This is a genomic window from Shimia sp., from assembly GCF_041624275.1.
Taxonomy (GTDB): Bacteria; Pseudomonadota; Alphaproteobacteria; order Rhodobacterales; family Rhodobacteraceae; genus Shimia.
In genome coordinates, this window is record NZ_JBFJVE010000015.1 from 1 (window position 1) to 25,781 (window position 25,781).

Genomic DNA, 25,781 nt, shown 5'->3' on the forward strand with positions numbered 1-25,781 from the left:
CCTCGGCGACACGGTGCGCGGCGGCATTGGCCAGCTCGTTGGGCTTGCCGACGACGAAACTGTCGAAGGTGAAGCGCGGATCAAGCGGCGCGCCGGGCACGGTCTCGTTCGCGCGCGACGACTTGTCTTCGGCCTGCGCGGGCGCCGGCGCAGGCCGGCTCGTGGGGCGGGCCGGCGTATTGGCGGCAACCCGGAAGTGCACCCGCTGCACCTTCTGGCCGGCAGTGGTCAGCTTGTGCAGGATCAGGTCACCGAAATTCTGCGAGACGTAGTTGCCGATAAAGTTCGTCGGCACGTGGAAGGTCGCCACGCCTTCGCTCAGCTCGGCAAATTCCAGCGGGTCGATCCAGGTCTTGTAGTTGTTCTGACCCAGGGTCTTCAGAAGATCCTTTTTGAGTGCACCCCATTGTTCCTGTGTCATCTGTCCCCGTTTCTGACCGTCTGCACTGTCCGTCTGAGAGCCCCGAGGCCCCGTTTTGCTGCCAATTGGCGAGTCACCCCCATGAGGTGGCCGGAACCGCGCCAGACATCCGCAAAATACCGTATCCCCCCACCCGAATCCCCATTCGGTGGCCGGAATCACGTGTCGCGCGGATGGCGCAAGCAGCCAGCACAGATCGACAAAACAGACACTCACAGGCCGTTTTCACAGCCCTGCAGGTCCCACCCCACGGCAAGCGTTTAACAACCCAAAGGTTATTTCAGTTTCTTGAGTCTGCCCCCAAAGGCGAAGTGAATCGCAGGCTGAAAGTAGCAATTCGTACCACGACCGGGCAACTGATCTTCGAACTTGACTCTGAGTTTTGACAAAAAGAATCTTTTACCTGTGCAGAGTGGCCGCAAACAAAAAGGCGCCCCGCGTCGGGGCGCCTTTTCTCGTTCCGTCCTGTCGGGGATCAGGCCAGGGCTTTGACCCGTGCCGACAGGCGCGACATTTTCCGCGATGCGGTGTTCTTGTGGTAGACACCCTTGGTGACGCCGCGCATCAGTTCCGGCTGGGCGGCGCGCAGGGCTGCGGTGGCCGCATCCTTGTCGCCCGATGCGATCGCTTCTTCCACTTTGCGCAGATAGGTACGGATGCGCGAACGGCGGGCTTTGTTGACGGCGAAGCGGCGTTCGTTCTGACGCGCGCGTTTCTTTGCCTGGGGCGAATTTGCCATGAATCTCAGGTCCTTGTTTCAAGTTCGTTCGGTTTTCACACGTGCCACTGCCCGAACGGGACCGTCCCAAAAGGGAATCGATTCAAGCCAGAGCGGGCTGCACGCGCATGTATGACGGCGCTTACTAACGGTTTTTGCGCAGGATGCAACCGCAAATGCGCCGAAACCAAAGGGGCGGCCATGGTGGCCGCCCCGATCCGATGGTCCTGCGCCCGGCTCAGCGGTCGCGGAACTGCGCCTGGCGCTTTTCCATGAAGGCGGCCATGCCCTCTTTCTGATCCTCGGTGGCAAACAGCGCATGGAAGACACGGCGCTCGAACAGCAGCCCTTCCTCGAGCGAGGATTCAAAGCTGCGGTTGACCGCCTCCTTGGCGGTGCGCAGCGCGATCAGCGATTTTTCCGAGATCTTCTGGGCGGTGCCCATGGCCTCGTCCATCAGCTTCTTGACCGGCACCACACGGCTTACCAGCCCGGCGCGCTCGGCCTCCTCGGCATCCATGAAACGCCCGGTCAGGTTCATGTCCATCGACTTGGATTTGCCCACCGCGCGGGTCAGGCGCTGCGAGCCACCGATGCCGGCGATGACGCCGAGGTTGATCTCGGGCTGGCCGAACTTGGCGCTTTCCGAGGCGATGATGAAATCGCAGGCCATGGCCAGCTCGCAGCCTCCGCCGAGCGCATAGCCCGACACGGCGGCGATCACCGGCTTGCGGATGCGCTGGATGCCATCGCCGAATTCGGCAAAGAGGTTGGCGGCATTGACATCGACGAAGCTCATCGCCGACATCTCCTTGATGTCGGCGCCGGCGGCAAAGGCCTTTTCCGATCCGGTCAACACGATGCAGCGCACCTTGTCATTGGCATCGGCTTCCTGCAACGCCTGCAACAGTTCGCGAAGCAGTTGCTGGTTCAGCGCGTTCAGGGCATCGGGGCGGTTCAGCTTGATGAGGCTTACATGGTCCTCAACCTCGACGATGATCGTTTCAAAAGCCATGAGTGGTGCTTTCCATAGTTCCGGTCAGGGACGATTCCTTACCAAACTGACACCCCGGATCAAGTTATCTTTGGCATTGCGGACAATAGAAGGACGAGCGCCCCGACTGGATGATTCGCCGCACATGGCCGCGACAGCCGGCGCGGTGGCAGGGCGCGCCCTCGCGGCCGTAAACATCGAAACTATGCTGAAAATATCCAAGCTCGCCATCGGCTTGCCGGAAATCGCGCAGCGACGAACCACCGGCGTCGATCGCGTCGCTCAGAACCTCGCGGATCACCGGAACCAGCGCCGCAATCCGCGCAGCGGCGATCTGGCCGGCTTTTCGGGTCGGGGATATTCCGGCGCGAAACAGCGCCTCGCAGACGTAAATATTGCCCAGACCCGCGACAACGCGCTGATCGAGCAGCGCCGATTTGACCGGCGAACGGCGATTCCCCAGCCGCTCCAGCAGATAGGTCTCGTCAAAGGCATTGCCCAGCGGTTCCGGCCCGAGACCGGCCAGCAGCGGGTGGGCCTCGGCGCTGGCGGTGTCGAGCAGGTCCATGGCACCAAAGCGGCGCGGGTCGTTGAAAGTGATACGCGCGCCATTGTCCATGTCGAAGACCACGTGGTCGTGTTTCGCCTGTGCCGGGTGATCGTGCACGAACTGCCCCAAAGGGTCGCCCGAGACGGTCATGCGGCCCGACATGCCGAGATGGATCAGCAGGGTCTCGCCCCGGTCGAGGTCGACAAGGATGTATTTCGAACGCCTGCGTAGGGTGATCACACGGGCGCCGGTCAACCGTTCGGCCATGTTTTCGGGAAAGGGCCAGCGCAGATCGGGGCGGTTGACCTTCACGCGGGCAAAACACGCGCCCTCCATCGACGGCACCAGGCCGCGCCGGACGGTTTCGACTTCGGGCAGTTCAGGCATCGGCATCCTTCGTGACGGCAGCTGGCTGGGTCTTGTTGTGGCACGGGTCGCCAGCCGGGGGGAACCGCTTTCTTTTGCAAGAAAGCGGTCCGGAATTTTTCAAAAATTCCACTCCCGCAATCGCCGCATTGTGCGCCCTGACGTCGCCCTATATGTAGGGCCCGACAAATTTGCGGCCAGAGACATGAGCGACAGAGAACAGACCACCACCCATTTCGGCTTCACCACCGTTCCCGAAACCGAAAAGGCGGGGCGCGTGCAGGGCGTCTTCAATTCCGTGGCCTCGAAATACGACATCATGAATGACGTGATGAGCGTCGGCATCCACCGTATCTGGAAGGACGCGATGATGGACTGGCTGGCGCCGCGCCCGGGCCAGCGGCTGCTGGACGTGGCCGGGGGCACCGGCGACATTTCCTTCCGCTTTCTTGGCCGTGCCGGGCAGGGCCATGCCACGGTTCTGGATCTGACCGAGCCGATGCTGATCGAGGGCCGCAAGCGGGCCGAGGCCACGGCCAAGGCCGACAGTCTCGACTGGGTGGTCGGCGATGCCATGGCGCTGCCCTTCGAGGACAACACCTTCGACGTCTACACGATCTCTTTCGGCATCCGCAACGTGACCCGCCCCCAGGAGGCCCTGAACGAGGCTTACCGGGTGCTGAAACCCGGCGGACGGCTGATGGTGCTCGAGTTCAGCCAGATTCCCAACGACATGATGCAGAAGGCCTATGACCTTTATTCCTTCAACATCATTCCGCGCATGGGGCAGGTGATCGCCGGCGACCGCGACAGCTACCAGTATCTGGTCGAGTCGATCCGCAAGTTCCCCGATCAGGAGACCTTTCTCGGCATGGTGAAACAGGCCGGTTTCGAGAACGCCAAGTACCGCAACCTGTCGCTGGGCATCGCGGCGCTGCACTCGGGGTGGAAGATTTGAGAGGTCCGCACAACATCTGGCGGCTGATCCGCACCGGGGCGACCATGGAGCGCACCGGCGCCATGAAACAGGTGATGGACGCGATGGAGGCGCCGACCGCGCTGCGCATCGTCGCCCGCAGTCTGGTCTGGCCGTTCCGCTGGCTCGGCATCAAGGGTGACCCTTCGATGCCGCCGGTGGTGCGGGCGCTGAACGCGCTCGGTCCGGCCTACATCAAGTTCGGGCAGGTGCTGTCGACACGGCCCGATGTGGTGGGGCCGGAACTGGCCCGCGAGCTGCGGGTGTTGCAGGACAAGCTGCCCCCCTTCTCGGTCGAAACCGCCAAACGCTCGGTCGCCGAAGAGCTGGGCGTTGAGGTGGACGCGCTGTTTTCCGAGTTCTCCGAACCCGTCGCCGCCGCCTCGATCGCGCAGGTCCACAAGGCACGGCTGGCGGAAACCGGCGAAGAGGTCGCGGTCAAGGTGCTGCGCCCGGGCATCGAGAGGGCCTTTCGCAAGGATGTCGACGCCTTCTATTTCGCAGCCGACACCATCGAGCTCTTGTCGCCCGCCTCGCGCCGCCTGCGCCCGCGCGACGTGATCGAGCATTTCGACGGCGTCGTCACCAGCGAATTGGACCTGCGGCTCGAGGCCGCCTCGGCCAGCGAATTTGCCGCCAACACCAAGGAAGACGCCGGTTTCCGGGTGCCCGAGGTGCTGTGGGAGCATTCCGGCCGCCGGGTGATGACGCTGGGCTGGGCCGAAGGCGTGCCGCTGGGCGACAATGATGCGCTGGATGCCGCCGGGCACGACCGCCACGCGCTGGGCAACCGGGTGCTGGGGCTGTTCCTGAGCCATGCCCTGCGCGACGGTTTCTTCCACGCCGACATGCATCAGGGCAATCTCAAGGTCGCCGCCGGCGGCGATATCATCGCCTATGACTTCGGCATCATGGGGCATATCGACGAATATACCCGCCGGGTCTATGCCGAGATCCTCTATGGTTTCATCAAGCGCGATTACCAGCGCGTCGCCGAGGTTCATTTCGAGGCCGGCTACGTGCCCGCCAACCGCGATGTCGACGAGTTCGCCCGCGCCCTGCGCGCGGTGGGCGAACCGATCTTCGGCATGGACGCCACCCGGATTTCCATGGGGCGGCTGCTGTCCTATCTCTTCGAGGTGACCGAGCGTTTCGGCATGGAGACCCGCACCGAGCTGATCCTGCTGCAACGCACCATGGTGGTGGTCGAAGGCGTGGCGCGCTCGCTGGACCCCGAAGTCAATATCTGGGACGTCGCCCACCCGGTGGTCGAAGGCTATATCAAGGACAGTATCGGCCCGCGCGCCATGGGCCGCGACCTGCTGAAGACGGCGATGGTGCTGGCGCGCTTCGGCCCCCGTCTGCCGGGTCTGGTCGAGGCGGCGCTGATCCGTCAGGCCACGCCCGAGATCGAGGAAAAGCCGCGGCTGTGGCCGCTGGTCCTGTCCAGCGGTGTCGCCGGGCTGACCCTGGGCGCGGCCATCGTCGGGGCAATCGCGCTTTTGACCTGACGACCGGCGCGGGCCGGATCACCAGAAAAAGAGCAATAAGAAAAGGGCCCCGCAACGCGAGGCCCTTTTTTATTTCGGCAGAGCGAAGCGCCCGGTCTCAGAGCAGCCCGGCATGCACCAGCGCCGCATCGACCTGGACCTTGGTGGCATCGGCCAGCCCGGTCAGCGGCAGGCGCACCTCTTCGTTGCACAGGCCCAGTTTCGACATCGCGTATTTGACCCCGACCAGACCCGGCTCGGCAAAGATCGCCATATGCAGCGGCATCAGCCGGTCGAGATAGTCCAGCGCCAGCCCGTAGTCGCCGGCCAGGGTCGCGGCCTGGAACTCGGCGCACAGACGCGGCGCGACATTGGCGGTCACCGAGATGCAGCCGACGCCGCCATGGGCGTTGAAGCCCAGCGCGGTCGCATCCTCGCCCGAAAGCTGGATGAAATCGGCACCGCAGGTGATGCGCTGCTGCGGTACCCGGCTGAGATCGCCGGTGGCATCCTTGACCCCGGCAATGCGCGGCAGCTTGGCCAGTTCGCCCATGGTCTCGGGGGTCATGTCGACCACCGAACGGCCGGGAATGTTGTAGATGATGACCGGCAGGTTGCAGCAGTCATGCACGGCGGTGAAATGGGCGATCAGCCCGCGCTGCGTCGGCTTGTTGTAATAGGGCGTCACCACAAGGATGCCGTCGGCGCCGGCCTTTTCCGCCGCCTGCGCCAGACGGATCGATTCCAGCGTGTTGTTCGACCCGGCGCCGGCAATCACCGGCACCCGTCCGGCGGCGGTCCTGACCACGGTCTCGACCACCGCGTCATGCTCTTCATGGGTCAGCGTCGGGCTTTCGCCGGTGGTGCCCACGGGCACGAAACCGTTCGAGCCCTCGCCGATATGCCATTCGACCAGCTTCTTGAGCGTTTCCAGATCCAGCTCGCCGTTCGTGAACGGCGTGACGAGTGCGGGAAAAGACCCTTTGAACATGGCACGCTCCTTTTCTTCTTGCGGTGCTGGGCGGGACGCCCGGTGGCTGCAACTGCCCGCGCCGCCCCTCGGGGGCCGCCTTGCCAAGTTTGTGAATTGTTGACAGGCTCGCTTGCATTTACTGTAGGTTTCTATCCTTTGTCGCATTGGAAATTGCAAGTCATGTTGCGCGCCTTCTTCGCCTTTCTCTGTGGGTTTTTCTGGCTTGGTGTCGGCTGGGCACAGGCCGAAACACCTGTCTCCCAAGCCCTTGCCGCGATCCGGGCCGAGGCCTGGGACAGGGCAGCCGAGGCGGTGCGCGACCAGGGGTCGGTGGCCCGCGACATCGTCGAATGGCACCGCCTGCGGGCCGGCGAAGGTCGCCCGGCCGAGGTGCTGGCCTTTCTCGAGCGCCGCCCCGATTGGCCCGGCCTGCCCTATCTGCGCCAGCAATCCGAAGAGGCCTTTGCCGAGGCCAGCCGCCTCGAGCTGGCGCAGTTCTTCGCCCATGGCGATGCCCAAAGCGCCCCCGGCGTGCTGCTTCAGGCCCGTGCGCTTGAGCAGCGCGGACAGCGCGACCGCGCCGCCACCCTGGTGATCGGGGCCTGGACCTCGCTGGACATCGGCCCCGAAAGCCACCCGGTCTTTCTCGAACGCTACGGCGCGCTGCTGAAACCCTATCACGAGGCGCGCATGGACATGGTGCTGTGGAAGGGCTGGAAACAGAATGCCGCCCGCATGCGGCCCCTCGTCGGCGCGGGCTGGCAAAGGCTGGCGGATGCGCGGCTGGGGCTGCGGGCGCGGGTCAGGGGGGTCGACGGTCTGATCACCGCCGTACCAGAGACGCTGCGGTCCGACCCCGGCCTCGCCTATGAACGCTTTGTCTGGCGCGCCCGCAAGGACCGCGAGGCCTCGGCGATCGAGATCCTGCTCGAACGCAGCGAGGCCGGCACCCTCGGCCGGCCCGACGAATGGTCGCGGCGGCGGCGCGATCTGGCGCGGCGCGAAATGCGGGCCGGCAACTACGGCACCGCCTACCGGATCGCCGCCAGCCACGGGCTGACCCCCGAAGACGGCTATGCCTATTCCGACTGCGAATGGATCGCCGGCTATATCGCCCTGCGCTTCCTCAACCGCCCCGGGGTGGCGGCCCAGCATTTCCTGCGCTTCGAACAATCGGTGGATACGCCGATTTCACTCGGCCGGGCCGGCTACTGGCGCGGCCGCGCCTACGAGGCGCTGGGCGATACCGAGGCCGCCCAGCGCGCCTATCGCGCCGGCGGGGTGCATCAAACCAGCTTCTACGGGCTTCTGGCAGCCGAAAAGGCCGGCCTGCCGTCCGATCCGGCCCTCGCCGGAGACGAGGTTTTCGCCGATTGGCGCGGCGCCGATTTCACCGGCTCATCGGTGCATCAGGCCGCCGTGATGCTGCTCGAGGCCGGCGACCTGTCGCTGGCCGAACGCTTCTGGGTGCATCTTTCCGAAAGCATGGACCGCCGGGCGCTTGGCCAGTTGGGCACCATGGTTCAGGACCTCGGCGCGGCGCATGTCGCGGTGATGCTGGGCAAGGCCATGGCCCAGCGCGGCATCGTGCTGCCGGGCCCCTATTACCCGCTGCACCCGATGGTCGACACCACCCATCCGGTGCCCACCGAGATGGCGCTGGCCATCGCCCGACGCGAAAGCGAATTCGACCCGGTCGTGGTCTCGGGCGCCGGGGCGCGCGGCCTGATGCAGGTCATGCCCGGCACCGCACGGCAGGTGGCGGCCGCCATCGGCGCCCCCTACAGCCATGCCTGGCTGACTGCGGATCCGGACTACAACGCCCGGCTCGGCACCGCCTATCTGGCCGGTCTCGGCGAACAGTTCGACGGCAATGTCATCCTGGTCTCGGCCGGCTACAACGCCGGGCCCAACCGGCCGGTGCGCTGGATGCAGGACCGCGGCGATCCGCGCCGCGGCGGCATGGGTATGATCGACTGGATCGAACACATCCCCTTCAACGAGACCCGCAATTACGTGATGCGCGTGGCCGAGAGCCTGCCGGTCTACCGCGCCCGCCTCGGCCGCGATCCGCACCCGCTGCCCTTCAGCCGCGAACTGGTCGGCGCCACCGTGACCCCGACCCGCTGATCAGCCCTTGTGCCGCTCGCGCCACAGGGTGAACAGCCCGGCGCCGACCACGATGGCGGCCCCGATCGCGACGTTGCTGCGCAGGGTCTCGTCGAAAAACACCATGCCGAAACCGGCTGCAAAGGGCAGTTGCAGATAGGCAAAGGGCTGCACCGCGCTGGCCTCGGCCATTTCATAGGTCTTGATCAGCAGCCAGTGCCCCAGCACGCCGCTCAGGCACAGCGTGCCCATCCACAGCCAGTCGGGGCCGGAAATCGGCTGCCAGTACCAGACGCCGATCGCGGTCATCACCACCATGCCGACGGTGCCGGTGTAGAAAAAGCTCACCGCCGAACTGTCGCCCCGCGCCACATAGCGGGTCAGCAGCCCGTAGACCGCGAACATCAGCGCCCCCAGCAGCGGAACCGCCGCCACCGGCGAAAACACCCCGCCGCCGGGGTTGAGGATGATCAGCACCCCGAGCAGGCCGATGGCAATGGCGCTCCAGCGCCGCCAGCCGACGGATTCGCCCAGCACCGGCCCCGACAGGGCGGCGATCATCAGCGGGTAGCAGATGAAGATGGCATGGGTCTCGGTCAGCCCGAGCAGGGTGAAGGCCAGCACCGTGACCACGATCTCCAGCGCCAGAAGCGCGCCGCGCACCACCTGTAGAACCGGGAAGCGCGTCGCAACCACCGCCCGCAGCCCGCCCGGCCGCCGCAACGAGATCGCGACCACGAAGGCGGCAAAGAACCAATAGCGGATCATCACCACGAGATAGACGTTGTATTCGTCGGCCAGATGCCGCGAAAGCCCGTCCTGCGCCGCGAAAACAAGGGTGGTGAGGCACATCAGCAGAATGCCAAGGCGGTTGTTGCTGCCGCTCATTGCGGCCTCCGCCCGGTGGTCATGTGGCGTTTGCGGCCATAGCCCGGAACCCGTGTCACCTCGAACCCGGCCTCGGCAAGGTTGCGGCGCACGAAGCCGGCCGCAGTATAGGTGGCAAGGGTGCCGCCCGGTCTCGTATGCGCTGCCACCTGTTTCATCAGTTCAGCGCCCCAGAGTTCCGGGTTCTTGGCCGGTGAAAATCCGTCGAGAAACCACGCGTCGGCGACAAAATCGGTCTCGGCCAGCCTGCGCCGGGCATCGCCGATCACCACCCGGGCCTCGATGCCGTCCAGCGTCGCCAGGCTGCTGTCCTCCTCCCAGGCCGCCACCAGCCGCGCCGCATGATCCGCCAGCTCCGGAAAGGCCGCCAGCGCCCGGCGCATTTCGCCGCCGCTCATCGGATAGGCCTCGAAACTGGTGAACCGCAGCGGCCCCTCCTGGCCCGAGGCCTCCCAGGCGGCCCAGGTCGCAAGCAGGTTGAGCCCGGTGCCAAAGCCCAGCTCGGCAACGTGGAAGCCGGGCGCGAAGCGGGCCGGCAGATCGTTGCCCGCAAGAAACACATGAGCGGTCTCCGCGAGCCCGTTCTCGAGACTGAAATAGGGGTCGTCGAACCGGGTCGAGACGGGAATGGCGCCGTCGCGCCAGGCCAGATTTGCCTGCTGGTCGCTCATGTCGGGATGCCTTAGAACTGCGTCAGACCGAGCTTTGGGGCAACAGGGGTGATTTGGCAATGGTGGATGTGACGGTGATCGGGGCCGGGGTCTTCGGCCTGTCGACCGCCTGGGCCTGCGCCCGGCGCGGGGCGAAAGTGCGGGTGATCGACCGCACCGGCATCGCGGCGGGTTGCAGCGGCGGCGTGGTCGGCATGCTGGCCCCGCATGCCCCCGAACGCTGGACCCCGGTCAAGGAATTCCAGTTCCAGAGCCTGATCGGCGCCGAACCCTTCTGGCGCGAGGTCGAAACCGCCTCGGGCCTCGCCAGCGGCTACGACCGCGTCGGCCGCCTGCAACCGATCGACAGCGACCGCGCCCTCGAACTGGCCCGCGAACGCGAAGCCGGCGCCGACCTACACTGGCGCGGCCTCGCCCGGTGGCGGGTGATCGAGACCGCCGAGGCCGGCGACTGGTGCCCGCAATCGGCCAGCGGCCGGGTGATCCACGAAACCCTCAGCGCCCGCATCCACCCGCGCCGGGCCTGCGCGGCGCTGGCCGGCGCGATCCGCGCACACGGCGGCGAGATCATCATCGGCGATGCCGCCCACGCCGGCGGCAAGACCGTCTGGGCCACCGGGCTGGCCGGGCTGGAAGAGCTCAACCAGACGCTGGGGCGGCAGGTGGGCAACGGGGTCAAGGGGCAGGCGGCGCTGCTGGGGCTCGACGCGCGCGGCATGCCCATCGCCTCAGCCGGCGACATCCTGGTGGTGCCCCATGCCGACGGCACCGTCGCCGTGGGCTCGACCTCCGAGCGCGACTATGCCTCGCCCGACCGCACCGACGCGCTGCTCGACGACCTGATCCTGCGCGCCATCGCGGTGTTCCCGATGCTCGCCGCGGCGCCGATCGTCGAACGCTGGGCCGGCCTGCGCCCCCGCGCCAAGAGCCGCGCGCCGATGCTCGGGCGGCACCCGACACGGCCCGGTGACTATATCGCCAATGGCGGTTTCAAGATCGGTTTCGGCATGGCGCCGAAGGTCGCCGAGGCGATGGCCGACCTGCTTCTCGAGGGCCATGACACCATCCCCGAGCCGTTCCGGCCCGCCGCCTCGCTGTGATCCGGCAACAGCTTTCTCTTGCCGGAAATATCCCGGGGAACGGGGGCTTTTTCAGCGAAAAAGGCGCCGTGGGGCAGCGCCCCCGACGCGCTCTCAGCGCGGGCTGCGCTTGGCCAGGATGCGCTGCAGGGTGCGGCGATGCATGTTCAGCCGGCGCGCGGTTTCCGAGACGTTGCGGTCGCAGAGCTCATAGACCCGCTGGATATGTTCCCAGCGCACCCGGTCGGCGCTCATCGGGTTTTCCGGCGGCGGCGGCAAAGCGCCCTCCGCCGTCAGCAGGGCATTGGTGATATCCTCGGCATCGGCCGGTTTCGACAGGTAATCCGTGGCCCCGATCTTCACCGCCGCCACCGCCGTGGCGATCGCGCCATAGCCGGTCAGCACCACCACCCGGCAATCCTCGCGCTTTGAGCGCAGCACCTCGACCACATCCAGCCCGTTGCCATCCTCGAGCCGCAGGTCGACCACCGCATAGGCCGGGGTGCGCGCCGTGGCGATGGCCTTGCCGATCGCCACCGTGCCGGCGGTCTCGACCTCGAAACCGCGCTTTTCCATCGCTTTGGCCAGGCGGCGCAGAAAGGGCTCGTCATCGTCGACCAGCAGCAGCGATCTGTCCGGTCCGATCTCTTGCAGGGTAGTGTCCGTCATACGTGTCTGTCCCTTCCGCGAGTTTACCAAGTTTTAGCCCGCGCGGCCCAGAGCGTCAAACGACGTATTCACTTCATGAGTTGTCGAGGAAACAGCCGATCCGCTCCGCCATTCCGGCCGGGGTTTCGTTGCGATTGAAGAAGTCGACGAAACCCTGTTCCGGCAGCACCAGATAGGAATAGGTCGAATGGTCGACGAGATAATAGTCGGGATCGCCACCATCCTGTTTGCGATAGTAGGTGCGATAGGCCTGGCTGGCGGATTTCACCTGTGCCGGGGTGCCGGTCAGCCCCAGCATGCGCGGATGCATGGCATCGGTGAAATCGCGCAGCGCCTCGGGGGTATCGCGGCTCGGGTCGATCGAGATGAACACCGGCTTGACCGAGATCCCCCGCTCTTCCAGAAGATAGACCGCCTCGGCATTGCGCGACACGTCCATCGGGCAGACATCGGGGCAGAAGGTATAGCCGAAATACAGGATCGACGGTTCGTCAAAGACCTCCCTGTCGGTCACGGCCACCCCGTTCTCGTCGATCAGCTCGAACGGGCCGCCGATCGCGGCGCTGCCGCCGGCCACCGCCCCGTTGCGGCACTGGGCAAAGCGGTCTTCCTCGCCGCGCGACAGGACATAGATGGCCCCCAGCCCGGCGATCGTCACGAAAATGGAAAGCATGGCGAAAATTCGGAGCATGGCCGGTCCCGTTCAAGGCTGATGTTGATTGATCCTGATCCGACACCTAACAATTGTCGCGTGCAGGGCAAGGGGCAAAGGCGCGCGGATGTCGGATTTTTCCACGGAACTGATCTCGGGCCAGCGGCCGCGGAACTGGATTCGCCTGCGCACCATCATCATGGTGCGCTGGGTGGCGATCAGCGGCCAGATCATCGCCCTTCTTGTGGCCCAGCTGGTGTTCCGCCTCGAGCTGGAATACGGGCTTTGCTATCTCGCCGTCGGTTTCTCGGTGATCGGCAACCTGATCGCCATGTTCGTCTATCCCGACAACAAGCTGCTCTCGGAATCCGAGAACTTCCTGATGATCCTGTTCGACCTGTTGCAGCTGTGTTTCCTGCTTGCCCTGACCGGCGGGCTGCACAATCCCTTCTCGATCCTGGTGGTGGGGCCGGTCACCATCTCGGCCTCGGTGCTGTCGGTGCGTTCGACCACCTTCCTCGCCGCGCTGGCCATCGCCCTTGTTACCCTGCTGCTCGAATTCCACCTGCCGCTGCGCCTCGAGCAGCGTTTCATCCTGCGCATGCCCGATGTCTTCCTCTACGGCTCATGGGTCGCCATCGTCATCGCCATCCTCTTCTCCTCGGTCTATTCGCGCCGGGTGGTGACCGAGATGTCCTCGATGTCCGAGGCGCTGGCCGCCACCCAGATGGCGCTGTCGCGGGAACAGAAGCTGACCGATCTCGGCGGCGTGGTGGCGGCGGCGGCGCATGAACTGGGCACCCCGCTGGCGACGATCAAGCTGGCCAGCGCCGAGCTGATGGACGAGCTCGAGGGGCAGGGCGAGCTTTACGAGGACGCGGCGCTGATCCGCAGCCAGGCCGACCGCTGCCGCGAGATCCTGCGCTCGATGGGACGCGCCGGCAAGGACGACCTGCAACTGAAAAAGACCCCGCTGACGGCGCTGATCGGCGAGGCCGCCGAGCCGCATCTCGACCGCGGCAAGAACGTGGTGATCGAGACCGCCCCGACCCAGGCCGAGGGCGATCTGCCGCCCGTGGTGCTGCGCAAGCCCGAAGTGGTGCACGGGCTGCGCAACCTGATCCAGAACGCGGTCGACTTCGCGCGTGCCAATGTCTGGATCGAATCGGCCTGGAACGACGAGCGGATCGCGCTGCGGGTGATGGATGACGGGCGGGGTTACCCGCCGCATCTGATCGGCCGCATCGGCGACCCTTTCATGCGCCGGCGCCGCAGCGAGCGTGACCGCAGGCAGCGGCCGGGCTACGAGGGCATGGGGCTTGGCCTGTTCATCACCAAGACCCTGCTCGAGCGCACCGGGGCCGAGCTGAGTTTCGCCAACGGGTCGGACCGGGGCGGCGCCGTCGACGGCGCGCCGCATCCTTCGGGCGCCATCGTCGAAGTGGTCTGGCCGCGCGAGGCCATCGCCGTGCCCGAGGCCGAACTGGGCGAGGCGCTGGGCGACAATCCCAACTTTCCCTTTGATCCCCTGTAACCGGGCCGGTAACCGGCCCGTCCGATCAATGCCGACGTTAACCCCCCGTTAACCCGGTTAACCATTGGTTAACCATGTGCGCCAAGAATGGCGGCAACGGCGCGGGGTTGCTTATGGTCGAAACCGGGACAATTCAGGATCTGCTGCCGCTGCTGGCCGGCGTCGCTCTGGGGTTGGGCGCGGGGTGGCTGATGCACCGCCTTCGGGCGCGCGCGTCTTGGCGGCGCGACCCACAGCACCCCGGCCCGGACCACGACAGCGGCGGCGGTGCGGTGCTGCTTTACCGTGATGGCCTGCTGACCGACGCCACGCCCGAGGGCCATGCGCTGCTGGGCGCGGCCCCGGATCACGGCGCCGACTGGGCCGGGCTGGCGGCGATCCTGACCGCCGGTTTTCCCGGCTTTCCCTCGATTCAGCCCGCCACCGACCGGCCGCGCCACCGGATCTACCGGGCGCGCAACAGCGCCGATTCCGATTTCGTCGCCCTGCATCTGTGGGACAACATGGCCCGGGTCACCCTGCACCGGCCCGACCCGGCCCGGCCCGGATATGAAGGCGGCGCGCCGGGCGCGGTCTCGGTGCAGTCGGCACGCGCCATCGCCGACGCGCCCTATCCGGTCTGGCAAAGCAATGCGCTGGGCCAGCTGGTCTGGGCCAATGCCAGCTATTTCCGCCTTGCCGAGTCGCTCGGGGTCGACCGGGGCGACGCCGACTTCCCGGTGCTGTTCGACCCCGAGGCGACGCAAAAGGTGATCGCCACCACCCCGGACGGCGCCGCCGCGCCGCACCGGGTCTTTGTCGCCGACCCGGCGGCGACGCGGCGCGCGTGGTTCGATGTCTCGACCGTGGCCAAGGCCGGGATGCGCACCCATTACGCCACCCCGGCCGACGCCATCGTACAGGCCGAGATCGCCCAACGCAACTTCGTCCAGACCCTGACCAAGACCTTTGCCCAGCTGTCGATCGGGCTGGCGATCTTCGACCGCAACCGCCAGCTGGCCCTGTTCAACCCGGCGCTGATCGACCTCACCAGCCTGCCGGCCGACTTCCTGTCGGCGCGCCCCAACCTGGCCAGCTTTTTCGACCGCATGCGCGAGAACCGCATGATGCCGGAACCGCGCGACTACGCGACGTGGCGCAAGCAGATCGCGCGGCTGGTGGTGGCGGCCTCGGACGACCGCTTTGCCGAAACCTGGAGCCTGCCCTCGGGGGTGACCTATCGGGTTCTGGGGCGGCCGCACCCGGACGGGGCGATCGCCTTTCTCTTCGAGGACATCAGCGCCGAAGTCTCCCTGACCCGGCGGTTCCGGACCGAGCTTGACCTCGGGCAGGGGGCGCTGGATTCGGTGCGCGACGCGCTGGCGGTGTTCTCGCCCACCGGCCAGCTCAGCCTGTGCAACAGCGCCTATCGCCACCTGTGGCAGTGCGAGCCCGAGCAAAGCCTTGCCGAACACGGGCTGCAGGACGCGATGGACCTGTGGCGCGCGGCCTGCAAACGCAGCGATGCCTGGGAAAAGCTGCGCCACCACGTGCTGGACCTGCATCCGCGCGACGACTGGGCGGCGGCGCTGACCCTTGAAACCGGCGAGGCGCTCGGCCTGCGCGTCGCCTCGCTGCACGCCGGCTATACATCGGTGGTCTTTGAGCCCCGGCGCGAGGACGGGCAGGCAGCGGGCGCGGCCGAATTGCGGGCCGGCTAGGGCCTTCGCGCTTGCAGGCGCCGACGGGCAATGCCATCTTCCGCCCATGCCCGAATTCACCACCGAATTGATGCTGACCTCGCCCCGGCACACCGCCGAATTCGCCGCCCGCCTTGCGGCGGAGCTCGGGGCCGGCGACGTGCTCTTGCTCGAGGGTGGCGTCGGCGCCGGCAAGACCCATTTCGCCCGCAGCCTGATCCAGTCGCTTCTTGCCGACCCCGAGGACGTGCCCTCGCCGACCTTCACCCTTGTGCAGAGCTACGCGGCGCCGGATTTCGAGATCTGGCACGCCGATCTCTACCGTCTCTCCAGCCCCGACGAGGTGATCGAACTGGGGCTGGTGGACGCCTTCGAAGACGCGCTCTGCCTCGTGGAATGGCCCGACCGGCTGGCCGAACTGGCGCCGGATTCGGCCCTGACCCTGCATTTTTCGATGTCCGAGGAAATCGGCCGCCGCCAGCTGCGGATCAGCGCCGAGGACCGGCGCTGGCAGCCCCTGATCGAGGCCGCCGCCGATGGCTGAACGCGACGCCGCGATGCTTCGGTTTCTGGCCTCGGCCGGCTGGGCAGGGGCACGCCGGGTCGCGCTGGCCGGGGATGCCTCTTCGCGGCGCTATTTCCGTCTCAGTCGCGGCGGGCAAAGCGCGGTGCTGATGGATGCCCGGGCGCAGGGCGGCGACGGTCTCGCGGCCTTCATCCGCATTGCCCGCTGGCTGACCGGCATCGGCCTGTCGGCGCCGAAGATCCTGTTTGCCGACCCGGCCGCCGGCCTGCTGCTTCTGGAAGATCTGGGAGATGCGCTCTTTGCCCGCATCCTCGAGGAAACCCCCGGATCAGAGACTGAGCTTTACCGCGCGGCCGTCGATGTGGTGATCGCCACCCAGCGCCAGACACCGCCCGAGGGGCTGGTCGCCTTCGACCCGGCGCTGCTCGCCGATCAGAGCCTGTTGCTGCATGAATGGTATCTCGCGGCGCAGGGCCGGCGCCCGTCCTGCGACGCCGCCAGCTTTCGCGCCGCGTTCGAAACCGTGCTGCGGCAGCATTGCGCCACATGCGACGTGCTGATCCAGAGGGATTTCCACGCCGAGAACCTGATCTGGCGCCCCGAACGCGCCGGGCTGGCGCGGGTCGGCCTGCTGGATTTTCAGGACGCGATGTTGGGCCACCGGGCCTATGACCTGATGTCGCTGTTGCAGGATGCGCGCCGCGATGTCACGCCCGAGACCGAGGCGGCGATGATCGCCCATTACCTTGGTGAAACCGGCGCCGAACCTGAGGCGTTCCGCGCCGCCTACGCGGTGCTCGGAGCCCAGCGCAACCTGCGTATTCTTGGCATTTTCGCCCGGCTCAGCCTGCATTTCGGCAAGCCGCACTATGTCGATCTCATCCCCCGGGTCTGGCAGCACGTGGCGCGCAACCTGGCCCATCCGGCACTGGCCGGGGTGCGCCGGATGCTCGAACCCGACCTGCCATTCCCCGATGACCAGTTCCTGAAAGGGCTCAAGGACCGATGCGGCACCATCCCGACGCTGTAATGCTGTTCGCGGCGGGCTTTGGCACCCGCATGGGCGCGCTGACCCGGAACCGCCCGAAACCGCTGATCCCGGTGGCGGGCCGGGCGCTGCTGGATCACACGCGCGACCTTGTCGCGGCGGCAGGGATCACGCGGGTCGTGGTCAATGCCCATTACCTGGCCGATCAGATCGTCGATCACCTCGCGGGGACGCCGGTGCTGATCTCGCGGGAATCGCCCGATATTCTCGACACCGGCGGCGGTCTGCGCCAGGCGCTGCCGCTGCTCGGGCCGGGTCCGGTCTTCACCGCCAACACCGATGTGCTGTGGCAGGGCGCCAACCCCTTCGAAAGCCTGCGCAGGGCCTGGAGACCCGACGAGATGGACGCGCTGCTGCTCTGCGTGCCGCCGCAAAACGCCCTTGGCCATGACGGCGGCGGCGATTTCCTTCTTGGCGCCGACGGGCGGCTGTCACGCGGGGCGGGGCTGGTCTATGGCGGGGTCCAGATCATCCGCACCGAGGGGCTAGAGGCGATTGCCGACAGCGCATTTTCGCTGAACCTGCTGTGGAACGAGATCGCCGCCAGCGGGCGGCTGTTCGGCCTTTGCCACGACGGGCTCTGGTGCGACGTCGGCCACCCCGGCGGGATCGCGCTGGGCGATTCCATGCTTGGAGGTGGCGATGTTTGATCCTGTCGAGCACGGCCGGGTCTTTGCCCTGCCCTGTGGCGCCGATTTTCCCGCCGCGCTGGTGGACGGTCTGCGGGCGCGCCTTGCCGGCCAGCCCCCCGAGGCGCTGGCGCGGGTGCATCTGATCGTCAACACCGGCCGCATGCAGCGCCGGGTCCGGACCCTGTTCGACGCCGGGCCGCCCACGCTGCTGCCGCGCATCTCGCTGTTGTCCGATCTCGGCACCGCCTTTGGCGAAATCGGTGTTCCGCCGGCGGTGTCACCGCTGCGCCGCCGCTTTGAGCTGACCCAGCTGATCGCCGGCCTGCTGGCGCGGCAACCCGATCTCGCGGCCCGCGCCAGCCTGTTCGATCTTGCCGACAGCCTGGCCGGGCTGATGGACGAAATGGCCGGCGAGGGGGTCTCTCCCGACGCCATCGCGGCCCTGGACGTGTCGGACCAGTCGGGCCACTGGGAGCGGGCCAAGCATTTCTTCGCCATCGCCCGGCAGTTTCTGGATGACGATGACGACCAGCCCGACAGCGAGACCCGACAGCGGCGGATCGTCGACCACCTGGTGCGGCGCTGGGCCGACCAGCCACCCGAGGGGCCGGTGATCCTGGCCGGGTCGACGGGGTCGCGCGGCACCACGCTGCGCCTGATGGAGGCGATCGCCCGCCTGCCGCAGGGGGCGGTGGTGCTGCCCGGCTTTGACCGCGACATGCCCGGCGCGGTCTGGCGGGGGCTCGGCGATGCCCTGCAGGGCGAAGACCATCCGCAATACCGCTTTCACCGGCTGATGGAGGCGCTGGCGCTGAAGCCCGGCGAGATCCCGGACTGGACCGGGGCCGCGCCGGCGAACCCGCCGCGCAATGCGCTGGTGTCGCTGGCGCTGCGCCCGGCGCCGGTCACCGACCAGTGGCGCAGCGAAGGGCCGCGCCTGCGCGATCTGGACACCGCGACGCAGGATGTCACCCTTGTCGAGGCGGCCTCGATGCGCGACGAGGCGCTGGCCATCGCCCTCAGGCTGCGCCGGGCGGTCGATGACGGGGTGACGGCGGCGCTCATCACCCCCGACCGGATGCTGACCCGCCAGGTTGCGGCCGCGCTCGACCGCTGGGACATCACCCCCGACGACAGCGCCGGCGCGCCCTTGCAGCTCAGCCCTCCGGGGCGGTTCCTGCGTCATGTTTCGACCCTGTTTCAGCGCAAATTGACCGCCGAGGCCCTGCTGACCCTGCTCAAGCATCCCCTGTGTCACAGCGGCGGCGACCGCAGCCGGCACCTGCTGAACACCCGCGAGCTTGAACTAATGATCCGCCGCCGGGGCCTGACCTTCCCGACGCCCGAGGCGCTGCGCCACTGGGCGGATGGTCAAAAGATCGTCGACGCGGTCTGGATCGACTGGGTGATCGCCCAATTCTGTGACCGGCTGCTGCCGGGGCCGCGCGCGTTCGGCGACCGGCTCGAGGCCCATGTGGCGCTGGCCGAGGCGATCGCCGGCGGCGGCGCCGGGGGTCCGGGGCGGCTGTGGGAAGAGGCGGCCGGGCGCAAGGCGGCGCAGACCGTGGCCGCGCTGCGCGACAACGCGCAACATGCCGGCGAGATGACCTCGGCCGATTACGCCGATCTTTTCGCGGCGGTCCTGTCGCGCGAAGAGGTCCGCGACCGCGACAAGGGGCATCCGCAGGTGCTGATCTGGGGCACGCTCGAGGCCCGCGTGCAGGGCGCCGATCTGGTGATCCTTGGCGGGCTCAACGAGGGCGGCTGGCCCGAGGCGCCGACGCCCGACCCGTGGCTCAATCGGAAAATGCGTTTCGACGCCGGCCTGCTGCTGCCCGAACGGCGCATCGGCCTCGCGGCGCATGATTTCCAGCAGGCCATCGCCGCCCCCGAGGTCTGGCTGACCCGCTCGGTGCGCTCGGACGAGGCCGAAACCGTGCCCTCGCGCTGGATCAACCGGATCACCAACCTGCTGAGCGGCCTGCCCGAACAGGGCGGCACCGCGGCGCTCGAGGCCATGCGGGCGCGCGGTCGCCACTGGCTGGATCTGGTGAAATCGGTCGAGGCGGTCGCCGAGCTGCCGCCCGCCACCCGCCCGTCGCCACGGCCGCCGGTCGCGGCCCGCCCCAAGCGGCTTTCGGTCACCCAGATCAAGCGGCTGATCCGCGACCCCTATGCGATCTATGCCCGCGAGACCCTGCGCCTGCGCCCGCTCGACAGCCTGATGAAGACCCCCGACGCATTGTTGCGCGGCATCATCGTGCACGAGGTTCTGGAACGGTTCGTCAGGGATGTCGACGCCGACCCGGGGGCGCTGACCGAGACCCATCTGCGCGCGGTATCAGAGACTGTTCTGGCCAAAAACGTGCCTTGGCCCGCCGCCCGCATCCTGTGGAGCGCGCGGCTGGAGCGCATCGCGCCGCTTTTCGTGCGGGGTGAGGCCGCCCGCCGCAAGACCGCCAAACCGATCGCCTATGAACGCGATGCCTCGGTCTCGGTGGCCCGGCCCGAGTTCGAACTCGTGGGCAAGGCGGATCGCATCGACCGCGACCAGAACGGCGATCTGGTGATCTATGACTACAAGACCGGCAGCCCGCCCTCGAAGGACGAACAGACCTATTTCGACAAGCAGCTGCTGCTCGAGGCGGCGATGGCCGAACGCGGCGGCTTCCGCGACATCGACCCGGCCGAGGTCGCGGCGGCGATCTACATCGGGCTCGGCAACCCGCCGAAAGAGATCGAGGCGCCGCTGACCGAGACCCCCGCCGCGCAGGTCTGGGAAGAGTTCCTGCAACTGATCGGCCATTATGCCGAGGCCTCGAGCGGCTTCACCGCCCGCCGCGCCATGCAAAGCGACCGCGACAGCGGCGATTATGACCAATTGGCGCGCTTCGGGGAATGGGATGCCACCGATGCGCCGGTGCCGGAGGATCTGCAATGATGCGCCGCGACGATGCCACCGAGCGCCAGGTTCAGGCGGCGCGCCCCGACATGTCGACATGGCTGTCGGCCAACGCCGGCTCGGGCAAGACACGGGTGCTGACCGACCGGGTGGCGCGGCTGCTGCTGGAAGGGGTGCTGCCACAGCATATCCTCTGCCTGACCTACACCAAGGCCGCCGCCAGCGAGATGCAGAACCGGCTGTTCCAGCGGCTCGGCACCTGGGCGATGAAAGACGATGCCGACCTGCGCGCCGACCTTGCCACGCTGGGCGTCACGGGGCGGCTTGACGATGCGCTGCTGCGCGATGCCCGCACGCTTTTTGCCCGCGCCATCGAGACCCCGGGCGGGCTGAAGATCCAGACCATCCACTCGTTCTGTTCCTCCCTGTTGCGGCGCTTCCCGCTCGAGGCCGGGGTGTCGCCGCTTTTTGCCGAGATGGAGGACCGCGCCGCCACCCTGCTGCGCGACGAGATCGTCGAAGAGATGGCCGAAGGCGACGATCACCTTCTGCTGCGCCGGCTGGCGCGGCAGATGACCGGCGATTCTCTGGCCGCGCTGACCGCCGAGATCGTCACCGCGCGCGATGCCTTCGCGGCGCCGCTGACCGCGGCCGATTTCCTGACCCGGCAGGGGCAGGCGGGCGATCTCGACGAGGCGACGCTCGAGGCGCGGGTGTTCCTCGGCGGCGAGGCCGAGCTGATCGCCGATCTGATCGCGGCGCTGAAGGATGGCGGGGTCAATGACGTCAAGGCGGCGGCGGTGCTCGCGGCGCTCGACGGGCTGGGTCTGGCCGCCCTGCCGACACTCGAGAGCCTGTTTCTCTACGGCGCCAAGGCAAATGATCCCTTCGGCGCCAAGCTGGGCAAGGTACCGTCGAAGGCGGCGCAGAAGAAACACCCCGCGATCGCGGCCCGGATCGAACCGCTGATGCTGCGCGTCGAAGCTGCGCGCGAAGCCCGACTGGTGCTGGCGGCGGCCCAGCGCGCGGCGGTGCTGTCGGCCTTCGGGCACCGGTTCCTGCATCACTACGAGACCCGCAAGCAGCAACAGGGCTGGCTTGATTTCGACGACCTGATCCTGCGCGCCCGCGACCTTCTGAACGACCCCCGGGTCGCGGAATGGGTGCTCTACCGGCTCGATGGCGGCATCGACCACATCCTGGTCGACGAGGCCCAGGACACCAGCCCGGTGCAATGGCAGGTGATCGAGCGGCTGGCGCAGGAATTCACCAGCGGCGCGGGCGCCCGCAGCGAAGTTGAGCGCACGATCTTCGTGGTCGGCGACAAGAAACAGTCGATCTACAGTTTCCAGGGCGCCGATCCGGCAGAATTCGACCGCATGAAGGGCGATTTCGATGCCCGGCTCGGGGCCACCGGCAAGCCGCTGCAATCGCTCGAGCTGGAATATTCCTTCCGCTCGTCCGACGCCATCCTGCGGCTGGTCGATCATTGCTTCGACCACGAGGCGCAGGCCGGCTTCCCGCAGGAGATGAAACACCGCGCCTTCCATGGCGATCTGCCCGGTCGGGTCGACCTCTGGCCCGTGGTCGAACCGACCCCCAAGGCGGAAAAGGATGAATGGTTCCGGCCCGTCGACCGCCTGGGCGAGACCCACCACATGGTGGTTCTGGCCAACCGCGTGGCCGACGAGATCCAGCGCATGATCGCCGAGAAAGAGACTATTCCGGCGCAAATGGGCGAAAACGGTGTCTTTACCCAGCGCCCGGTGCAGGCCGGAGATTTCCTGATCCTGGTCCAGCGGCGCTCGGATCTCTTTCACGAGCTGATCCGCGCCTGCAAGGCGCGCGGCCTGCCGATCGCCGGTGCCGACCGGCTGAAGGTCGGGGCCGAGCTGGCGGTGCGCGACCTCGGCGCGCTGCTGGCCTTTCTGGCCACCCCCGAGGACAGTCTGGCGCTGGCCACGGCGCTGCGTTCGCCGCTGTTCGGCTGGTCGGAACAGGCGCTGTTCGACCTCGCGCACCGGCGCAGCTCGCCGCTGTTGTGGACCGCGCTGCGCGACCGGCAGGACAGCTGCCGCGAGACCATGGCGATGATCTCGGACCTGATGGCGCAGACCGATTTCCTGCGCCCCTATGACCTGATCGAACGCATCCTGACCCGCCATCACGGCCGCCGCAACCTCTTGGCGCGGCTCGGCAGCGAGGCCGAGGACGGCATCAACGCGCTCTTGTCGCAGGCGCTGGCCTATGAACGCAGCGCGGTGCCCAGCCTGACCGGCTTCCTGATCTGGATGGAGACCGACGCGCTGGAGATCAAGCGCCAGATGGACAGTGCCGGCAACCGCATCCGGGTGATGACGGTGCATGGCTCCAAGGGGCTCGAGGCGCCGATCGTGATCCTGCCGGACACCGGCAAAAGGCCGATCCGCAACGATGCGCAACTGGTCGCCCATGAAGATCGCATCCTGTGGTCGATGCCCGCCGATGCCTGTCCCGCCGCCATCACCGAGGCCCGCGCCGCCCGGGCCGAGACCCAGCGCGCCGAACGCCAGCGGCTGCTTTACGTGGCGATGACCCGGGCCGAGAAATGGCTGATCGTCGCGGCGGCCGGCGATCTCGGCAGCGATGGCGCCAGCTGGTACGACAGCATCCGGCGCGGCATGACCTCGGTCGGCGCCGAAGCCCGCGCCTTCACCGGCGGCGAAGGTCTGCGCTATGAGCACGGCGACTGGTCCGGCGCCCTGTCCGAAACCCGCGAGGCCACCGAAGACCCTTTGCCGGCAATTCCCGCCTTTGTCCACGGCGCGCCGGCCGCCGCCACCGCGACCCGGCCGGTGCTGGCGCCGTCGGATCTTGGCGGCGCCAAGGCGCTGCCCGGCGACGAGGGGCTGGAGGAAGAGGCGGCCAAGCGGCGCGGCCTTTTGCTGCACCTGCTGCTCGAGCATCTGCCCGAGCATCCGCGCGCCGACTGGCCCGCCGTCGCCGGCCGGCTGCTTTCCGGCGGCGAGGCGCCGCCGGACCCGCCCGAGACCGCCGCGCTTCTGGCCGAGGCCGGCGCCGTGCTCGAGCGGCCCGAACTGGGTTTTCTCTTCGCCGGCGACACGCTGGCCGAGGTGCCGCTCAGTGCCGATCTCGGCGCGGCGCGGCTGCACGGTGTCATCGACCGGCTGGTGGTCACCCCCGACGAGGTGCTGATCGTCGATTTCAAGACCAATGCGCGGGTGCCGGACTCGGCGGCGCAAACCCCCGACGGGCTGCTGCGCCAGATGGGCGCCTATGTCCATGGCATCGCCCAGATCTATCCCGGTCGCAGGGTGCGCTGCGCCATCCTCTGGACCCGCAGCGCCACGCTTGTCGAGCTGCCACACGATCTTGTGACAAATGCGCTGGCGGCCACGGGGCACCTTGACCTTGCCAAGGCCGATCCATAGGTTCTGCCGGTACCAAAATCCTCACGGACCCGATTTTCAGGAGAGCCCCCATGGCAACCGTCGCTGTCACCGATGCCACCTTTGACGAAGAAGTAAAGAACTCGGACGTCCCCGTCGTCGTCGATTTCTGGGCCGAATGGTGCGGCCCCTGCAAGCAGATCGGCCCGGCGCTCGAGGAGCTGGCGGCGGAAATGGGCGGCAAGGTGAAAATCGCCAAGGTCGATGTCGACAGCAACCCCAATTCGGCCGCGGCCATGGGCGTGCGCGGCATCCCGGCGCTGTTCATCTTCAAGGACGGTCAGGTGGTCTCGAACCGCGCCGGCGCGGCCCCCAAGGCGGCGCTGCAAAGCTGGATCGAAGACTCGATCTGAACCGCCGCAATCCGGTTTTTCAAGGGCGCTCCCGTCGCGGGGGCGCCTTTTTTGTGGTCATGGTTTTCCGGCCCGCCGGCGCTCAGACCGGCCAGCCGAAACTGGCCAGACGGGCGCGGATCCGCTCGGGTGCCTCGGGGCGGCCAGCATTGATCGCCCGGCATTGCAGGAACCACCAGAGATAGCCGGCATAATCCGGGCGCATCTCGCGCACCCGCTCAAAGGCCGCCGCGACCCCGAGGTCGGCGACATTGGCGGCGATGTGGTGGAAATCCACCCGCCCGAACAGCACGCAGGGCTTGCCGAAGAAGAAACCGGCAAAGGCGGCGCCGGAATTCTGGCTGACCACATAGTCGCAGCCGGCCAGCAGGGGCGCCATCTCGCCGATGCGGATCTCGAGCCGCTCGGTGCCGGCCTCCAGCGCCTCGAGTGTGGCGATCTCTTCCGCGTCATACTGCTCTTTCGGATGCAAGGCGGCGATGACAGGGCGTCGCGGCTCCTGCTGCAAGACGTGATGCAGCATGGCGATCGGGCTGCAATGCTGGAACGATCGCCGTTCCAGCAGGCGCCCCTGCAACGGCACATAGACATAGCCGTCACGCGACAGGGCGCCGAGGTGTTCGGCGAAAAGGCGTTTCTGCCAGAAACCGTAGAAACGGGCGCTTTCGGCGCGGTCGATCTCGGCCCCGGCGAAATCGGCCTGCGCCACGTCCCACTGCCAGCGTTCGTTGCTGCGCTGGATCTGCCAGAACGGGTAGTAATAGGCGCGGCGCAGCGTCAGCCCGCGCGGATTGAGCGGCTCGCGCATGTGGAACAGGCTGTAACCCGGATCACTGCCGCGCGCCGCCTCGGGCGGCTGAAACCCGACCTCGAAACCCGCCTCGCGCAGCACGGTTTCGATCTGGCCAAGGAAATTGTGATCGCCGGCCCTTGCGGCGCCCAGCAGCGGCTCGGGCAGGAAGAAAGTGGCATGGGGCTTTGCGGTCATGGCGGCGACGCTAAAAGGAACGCGGCGCTGCGGCAAGTCCAACTCTTGTGCTGCCCTGCGCCGGGCCTCATATAGGGCCACAGACAGACAGGAGACCGACATGGCAGAGGATCA

At 67.4% G+C, this 25,781-nt stretch carries 22 protein-coding genes; 12 read left to right on the top strand and 10 right to left on the bottom strand.

Annotation, left to right across the window (positions count from 1 at the left end):
• The 4 genes from ABZD10_RS02365 to mutM form a co-directional block, all read right to left on the bottom strand.
• Positions 1-421: DnaA N-terminal domain-containing protein (locus tag ABZD10_RS02365; RefSeq protein WP_372884497.1), on the bottom strand; the 421-nt coding region annotated here is incomplete at its 3' end.
• A gap of 475 nt (positions 422-896) precedes the next feature.
• Entirely contained in the window at positions 897-1,160 is a 264-nt protein-coding gene (rpsT, locus tag ABZD10_RS02370) for a 30S ribosomal protein S20 (protein ID WP_372884498.1), read from the bottom strand.
• A gap of 217 nt (positions 1,161-1,377) precedes the next feature.
• Positions 1,378-2,154: an enoyl-CoA hydratase gene (locus tag ABZD10_RS02375; RefSeq protein WP_372884499.1), complete on the bottom strand. Its 777-nt coding sequence runs from the start codon at positions 2,152-2,154 to the stop codon at positions 1,378-1,380.
• A 64-nt stretch (positions 2,155-2,218) separates the two neighbouring features.
• On the bottom strand, positions 2,219-3,070 hold the full coding sequence (mutM, locus tag ABZD10_RS02380; RefSeq protein ID WP_372884500.1) for a bifunctional DNA-formamidopyrimidine glycosylase/DNA-(apurinic or apyrimidinic site) lyase: 852 nt from the start codon (positions 3,068-3,070) through the stop codon (positions 2,219-2,221).
• A 184-nt stretch (positions 3,071-3,254) separates the two neighbouring features.
• Here mutM and ubiE point away from each other — a divergent pair, with 184 nt between their 5' ends.
• Positions 3,255-4,007 (top strand): bifunctional demethylmenaquinone methyltransferase/2-methoxy-6-polyprenyl-1,4-benzoquinol methylase UbiE, encoded by a 753-nt coding sequence (ubiE, locus tag ABZD10_RS02385; protein WP_372884501.1) that lies wholly within the window; start codon positions 3,255-3,257, stop codon positions 4,005-4,007.
• Positions 4,004-5,536 (top strand): 2-polyprenylphenol 6-hydroxylase, encoded by a 1,533-nt coding sequence (ubiB, locus tag ABZD10_RS02390; RefSeq protein WP_372884518.1) that lies wholly within the window; start codon positions 4,004-4,006, stop codon positions 5,534-5,536. Before ubiE ends, ubiB begins: the two co-directional genes overlap by 4 nt.
• A gap of 97 nt (positions 5,537-5,633) precedes the next feature.
• Here ubiB and dapA read toward each other — a convergent pair whose 3' ends face one another.
• Positions 5,634-6,506 (bottom strand): 4-hydroxy-tetrahydrodipicolinate synthase, encoded by an 873-nt coding sequence (dapA, locus tag ABZD10_RS02395; protein ID WP_372884502.1) that lies wholly within the window; start codon positions 6,504-6,506, stop codon positions 5,634-5,636.
• Between the two features lie 162 nt (positions 6,507-6,668).
• Here dapA and ABZD10_RS02400 point away from each other — a divergent pair, with 162 nt between their 5' ends.
• On the top strand, positions 6,669-8,618 hold the full coding sequence (locus ABZD10_RS02400; RefSeq protein ID WP_372884503.1) for a transglycosylase SLT domain-containing protein: 1,950 nt from the start codon (positions 6,669-6,671) through the stop codon (positions 8,616-8,618).
• Here ABZD10_RS02400 and ABZD10_RS02405 read toward each other — a convergent pair whose 3' ends face one another.
• A complete protein-coding gene (locus ABZD10_RS02405) occupies positions 8,619-9,485 on the bottom strand; it encodes a DMT family transporter (protein WP_372884504.1) in 867 nt (288 codons plus the stop codon). It lies immediately after the preceding gene.
• Complete coding sequence (gene mnmD / locus ABZD10_RS02410) at positions 9,482-10,156, bottom strand: tRNA (5-methylaminomethyl-2-thiouridine)(34)-methyltransferase MnmD (protein WP_372884505.1); 675 nt, start codon at positions 10,154-10,156, stop codon at positions 9,482-9,484. The genes ABZD10_RS02405 and mnmD overlap by 4 nt, the downstream gene beginning before the upstream one ends.
• A gap of 59 nt (positions 10,157-10,215) precedes the next feature.
• Here mnmD and ABZD10_RS02415 point away from each other — a divergent pair, with 59 nt between their 5' ends.
• Positions 10,216-11,256 (top strand): NAD(P)/FAD-dependent oxidoreductase, encoded by a 1,041-nt coding sequence (locus ABZD10_RS02415; protein ID WP_372884506.1) that lies wholly within the window; start codon positions 10,216-10,218, stop codon positions 11,254-11,256.
• A 93-nt stretch (positions 11,257-11,349) separates the two neighbouring features.
• Here ABZD10_RS02415 and ABZD10_RS02420 read toward each other — a convergent pair whose 3' ends face one another.
• Together ABZD10_RS02420 and ABZD10_RS02425 are read right to left on the bottom strand one after the other, a co-directional pair.
• Entirely contained in the window at positions 11,350-11,904 is a 555-nt protein-coding gene (locus tag ABZD10_RS02420) for an ActR/PrrA/RegA family redox response regulator transcription factor (RefSeq protein WP_372884507.1), read from the bottom strand.
• Positions 11,905-11,977: 73 nt separating this feature from the next.
• Entirely contained in the window at positions 11,978-12,595 is a 618-nt protein-coding gene (locus tag ABZD10_RS02425; protein ID WP_372884508.1) for an SCO family protein, read from the bottom strand.
• A gap of 88 nt (positions 12,596-12,683) precedes the next feature.
• Between ABZD10_RS02425 and regB the strand changes: the two genes are divergently transcribed.
• The 8 genes from regB to trxA all read left to right on the top strand — a co-directional run bounded on the left by regB (position 12,684) and on the right by trxA (position 24,679).
• On the top strand, positions 12,684-14,090 hold the full coding sequence (regB, locus tag ABZD10_RS02430) for a sensor histidine kinase RegB (protein WP_372884509.1): 1,407 nt from the start codon (positions 12,684-12,686) through the stop codon (positions 14,088-14,090).
• Between the two features lie 113 nt (positions 14,091-14,203).
• Positions 14,204-15,790 carry a PAS-domain containing protein gene (locus ABZD10_RS02435; protein ID WP_372884510.1) on the top strand — a complete coding sequence of 529 codons (1,587 nt, stop codon included), beginning with the start codon at positions 14,204-14,206 and terminating at the stop codon, positions 15,788-15,790.
• Between the two features lie 46 nt (positions 15,791-15,836).
• Entirely contained in the window at positions 15,837-16,313 is a 477-nt protein-coding gene (gene tsaE / locus ABZD10_RS02440; RefSeq protein ID WP_372884511.1) for a tRNA (adenosine(37)-N6)-threonylcarbamoyltransferase complex ATPase subunit type 1 TsaE, read from the top strand.
• A complete protein-coding gene (locus ABZD10_RS02445; protein ID WP_372884512.1) occupies positions 16,306-17,325 on the top strand; it encodes an aminoglycoside phosphotransferase family protein in 1,020 nt (339 codons plus the stop codon). Before tsaE ends, ABZD10_RS02445 begins: the two co-directional genes overlap by 8 nt.
• The gene (locus ABZD10_RS02450) at positions 17,301-17,993 is read left to right on the top strand and encodes a nucleotidyltransferase family protein (protein ID WP_372884513.1); all 693 of its coding nucleotides are present in this window, start codon (positions 17,301-17,303) and stop codon (positions 17,991-17,993) included. The genes ABZD10_RS02445 and ABZD10_RS02450 overlap by 25 nt, the downstream gene beginning before the upstream one ends.
• Positions 17,986-20,916, top strand: a complete 2,931-nt coding sequence (gene addB / locus ABZD10_RS02455) for a double-strand break repair protein AddB (protein ID WP_372884514.1) — start codon at positions 17,986-17,988, stop codon at positions 20,914-20,916. The genes ABZD10_RS02450 and addB overlap by 8 nt, the downstream gene beginning before the upstream one ends.
• A complete protein-coding gene (gene addA, locus ABZD10_RS02460) occupies positions 20,913-24,308 on the top strand; it encodes a double-strand break repair helicase AddA (protein ID WP_372884515.1) in 3,396 nt (1,131 codons plus the stop codon). The genes addB and addA overlap by 4 nt, the downstream gene beginning before the upstream one ends.
• A gap of 50 nt (positions 24,309-24,358) precedes the next feature.
• Complete coding sequence (trxA, locus tag ABZD10_RS02465) at positions 24,359-24,679, top strand: thioredoxin (protein WP_372884516.1); 321 nt, start codon at positions 24,359-24,361, stop codon at positions 24,677-24,679.
• Positions 24,680-24,761: 82 nt separating this feature from the next.
• Here the strand turns inward: trxA and ABZD10_RS02470 are convergent, their stop codons facing one another.
• Entirely contained in the window at positions 24,762-25,667 is a 906-nt protein-coding gene (locus ABZD10_RS02470) for a hypothetical protein (protein ID WP_372884517.1), read from the bottom strand.
• Between the last annotated feature and the right edge of the window lie 114 nt (positions 25,668-25,781).

What these genes read in the sequence shown, in the direction of transcription:
- rpsT (WP_372884498.1), bottom strand. Translation starts at nt 1,160, where the DNA reads ATGGCAAATTCGCCCCAGGCAAAGAAACGCGCGCGTCAGAACGAACGC.
- ABZD10_RS02375 (WP_372884499.1), bottom strand. Translation starts at nt 2,154, where the DNA reads ATGGCTTTTGAAACGATCATCGTCGAGGTTGAGGACCATGTAAGCCTC.
- mutM (WP_372884500.1), bottom strand. Translation starts at nt 3,070, where the DNA reads ATGCCTGAACTGCCCGAAGTCGAAACCGTCCGGCGCGGCCTGGTGCCG.
- ubiE (WP_372884501.1), top strand. Translation starts at nt 3,255, where the DNA reads ATGAGCGACAGAGAACAGACCACCACCCATTTCGGCTTCACCACCGTT.
- dapA (WP_372884502.1), bottom strand. Translation starts at nt 6,506, where the DNA reads ATGTTCAAAGGGTCTTTTCCCGCACTCGTCACGCCGTTCACGAACGGC.
- ABZD10_RS02400 (WP_372884503.1), top strand. Translation starts at nt 6,669, where the DNA reads ATGTTGCGCGCCTTCTTCGCCTTTCTCTGTGGGTTTTTCTGGCTTGGT.
- ABZD10_RS02405 (WP_372884504.1), bottom strand. Translation starts at nt 9,485, where the DNA reads ATGAGCGGCAGCAACAACCGCCTTGGCATTCTGCTGATGTGCCTCACC.
- mnmD (WP_372884505.1), bottom strand. Translation starts at nt 10,156, where the DNA reads ATGAGCGACCAGCAGGCAAATCTGGCCTGGCGCGACGGCGCCATTCCC.
- ABZD10_RS02415 (WP_372884506.1), top strand. Translation starts at nt 10,216, where the DNA reads ATGGTGGATGTGACGGTGATCGGGGCCGGGGTCTTCGGCCTGTCGACC.
- ABZD10_RS02420 (WP_372884507.1), bottom strand. Translation starts at nt 11,904, where the DNA reads ATGACGGACACTACCCTGCAAGAGATCGGACCGGACAGATCGCTGCTG.
- ABZD10_RS02425 (WP_372884508.1), bottom strand. Translation starts at nt 12,595, where the DNA reads ATGCTCCGAATTTTCGCCATGCTTTCCATTTTCGTGACGATCGCCGGG.
- regB (WP_372884509.1), top strand. Translation starts at nt 12,684, where the DNA reads ATGTCGGATTTTTCCACGGAACTGATCTCGGGCCAGCGGCCGCGGAAC.
- ABZD10_RS02435 (WP_372884510.1), top strand. Translation starts at nt 14,204, where the DNA reads ATGGTCGAAACCGGGACAATTCAGGATCTGCTGCCGCTGCTGGCCGGC.
- tsaE (WP_372884511.1), top strand. Translation starts at nt 15,837, where the DNA reads ATGCCCGAATTCACCACCGAATTGATGCTGACCTCGCCCCGGCACACC.
- ABZD10_RS02445 (WP_372884512.1), top strand. Translation starts at nt 16,306, where the DNA reads ATGGCTGAACGCGACGCCGCGATGCTTCGGTTTCTGGCCTCGGCCGGC.
- ABZD10_RS02450 (WP_372884513.1), top strand. Translation starts at nt 17,301, where the DNA reads ATGCGGCACCATCCCGACGCTGTAATGCTGTTCGCGGCGGGCTTTGGC.
- addB (WP_372884514.1), top strand. Translation starts at nt 17,986, where the DNA reads ATGTTTGATCCTGTCGAGCACGGCCGGGTCTTTGCCCTGCCCTGTGGC.
- addA (WP_372884515.1), top strand. Translation starts at nt 20,913, where the DNA reads ATGATGCGCCGCGACGATGCCACCGAGCGCCAGGTTCAGGCGGCGCGC.
- trxA (WP_372884516.1), top strand. Translation starts at nt 24,359, where the DNA reads ATGGCAACCGTCGCTGTCACCGATGCCACCTTTGACGAAGAAGTAAAG.
- ABZD10_RS02470 (WP_372884517.1), bottom strand. Translation starts at nt 25,667, where the DNA reads ATGACCGCAAAGCCCCATGCCACTTTCTTCCTGCCCGAGCCGCTGCTG.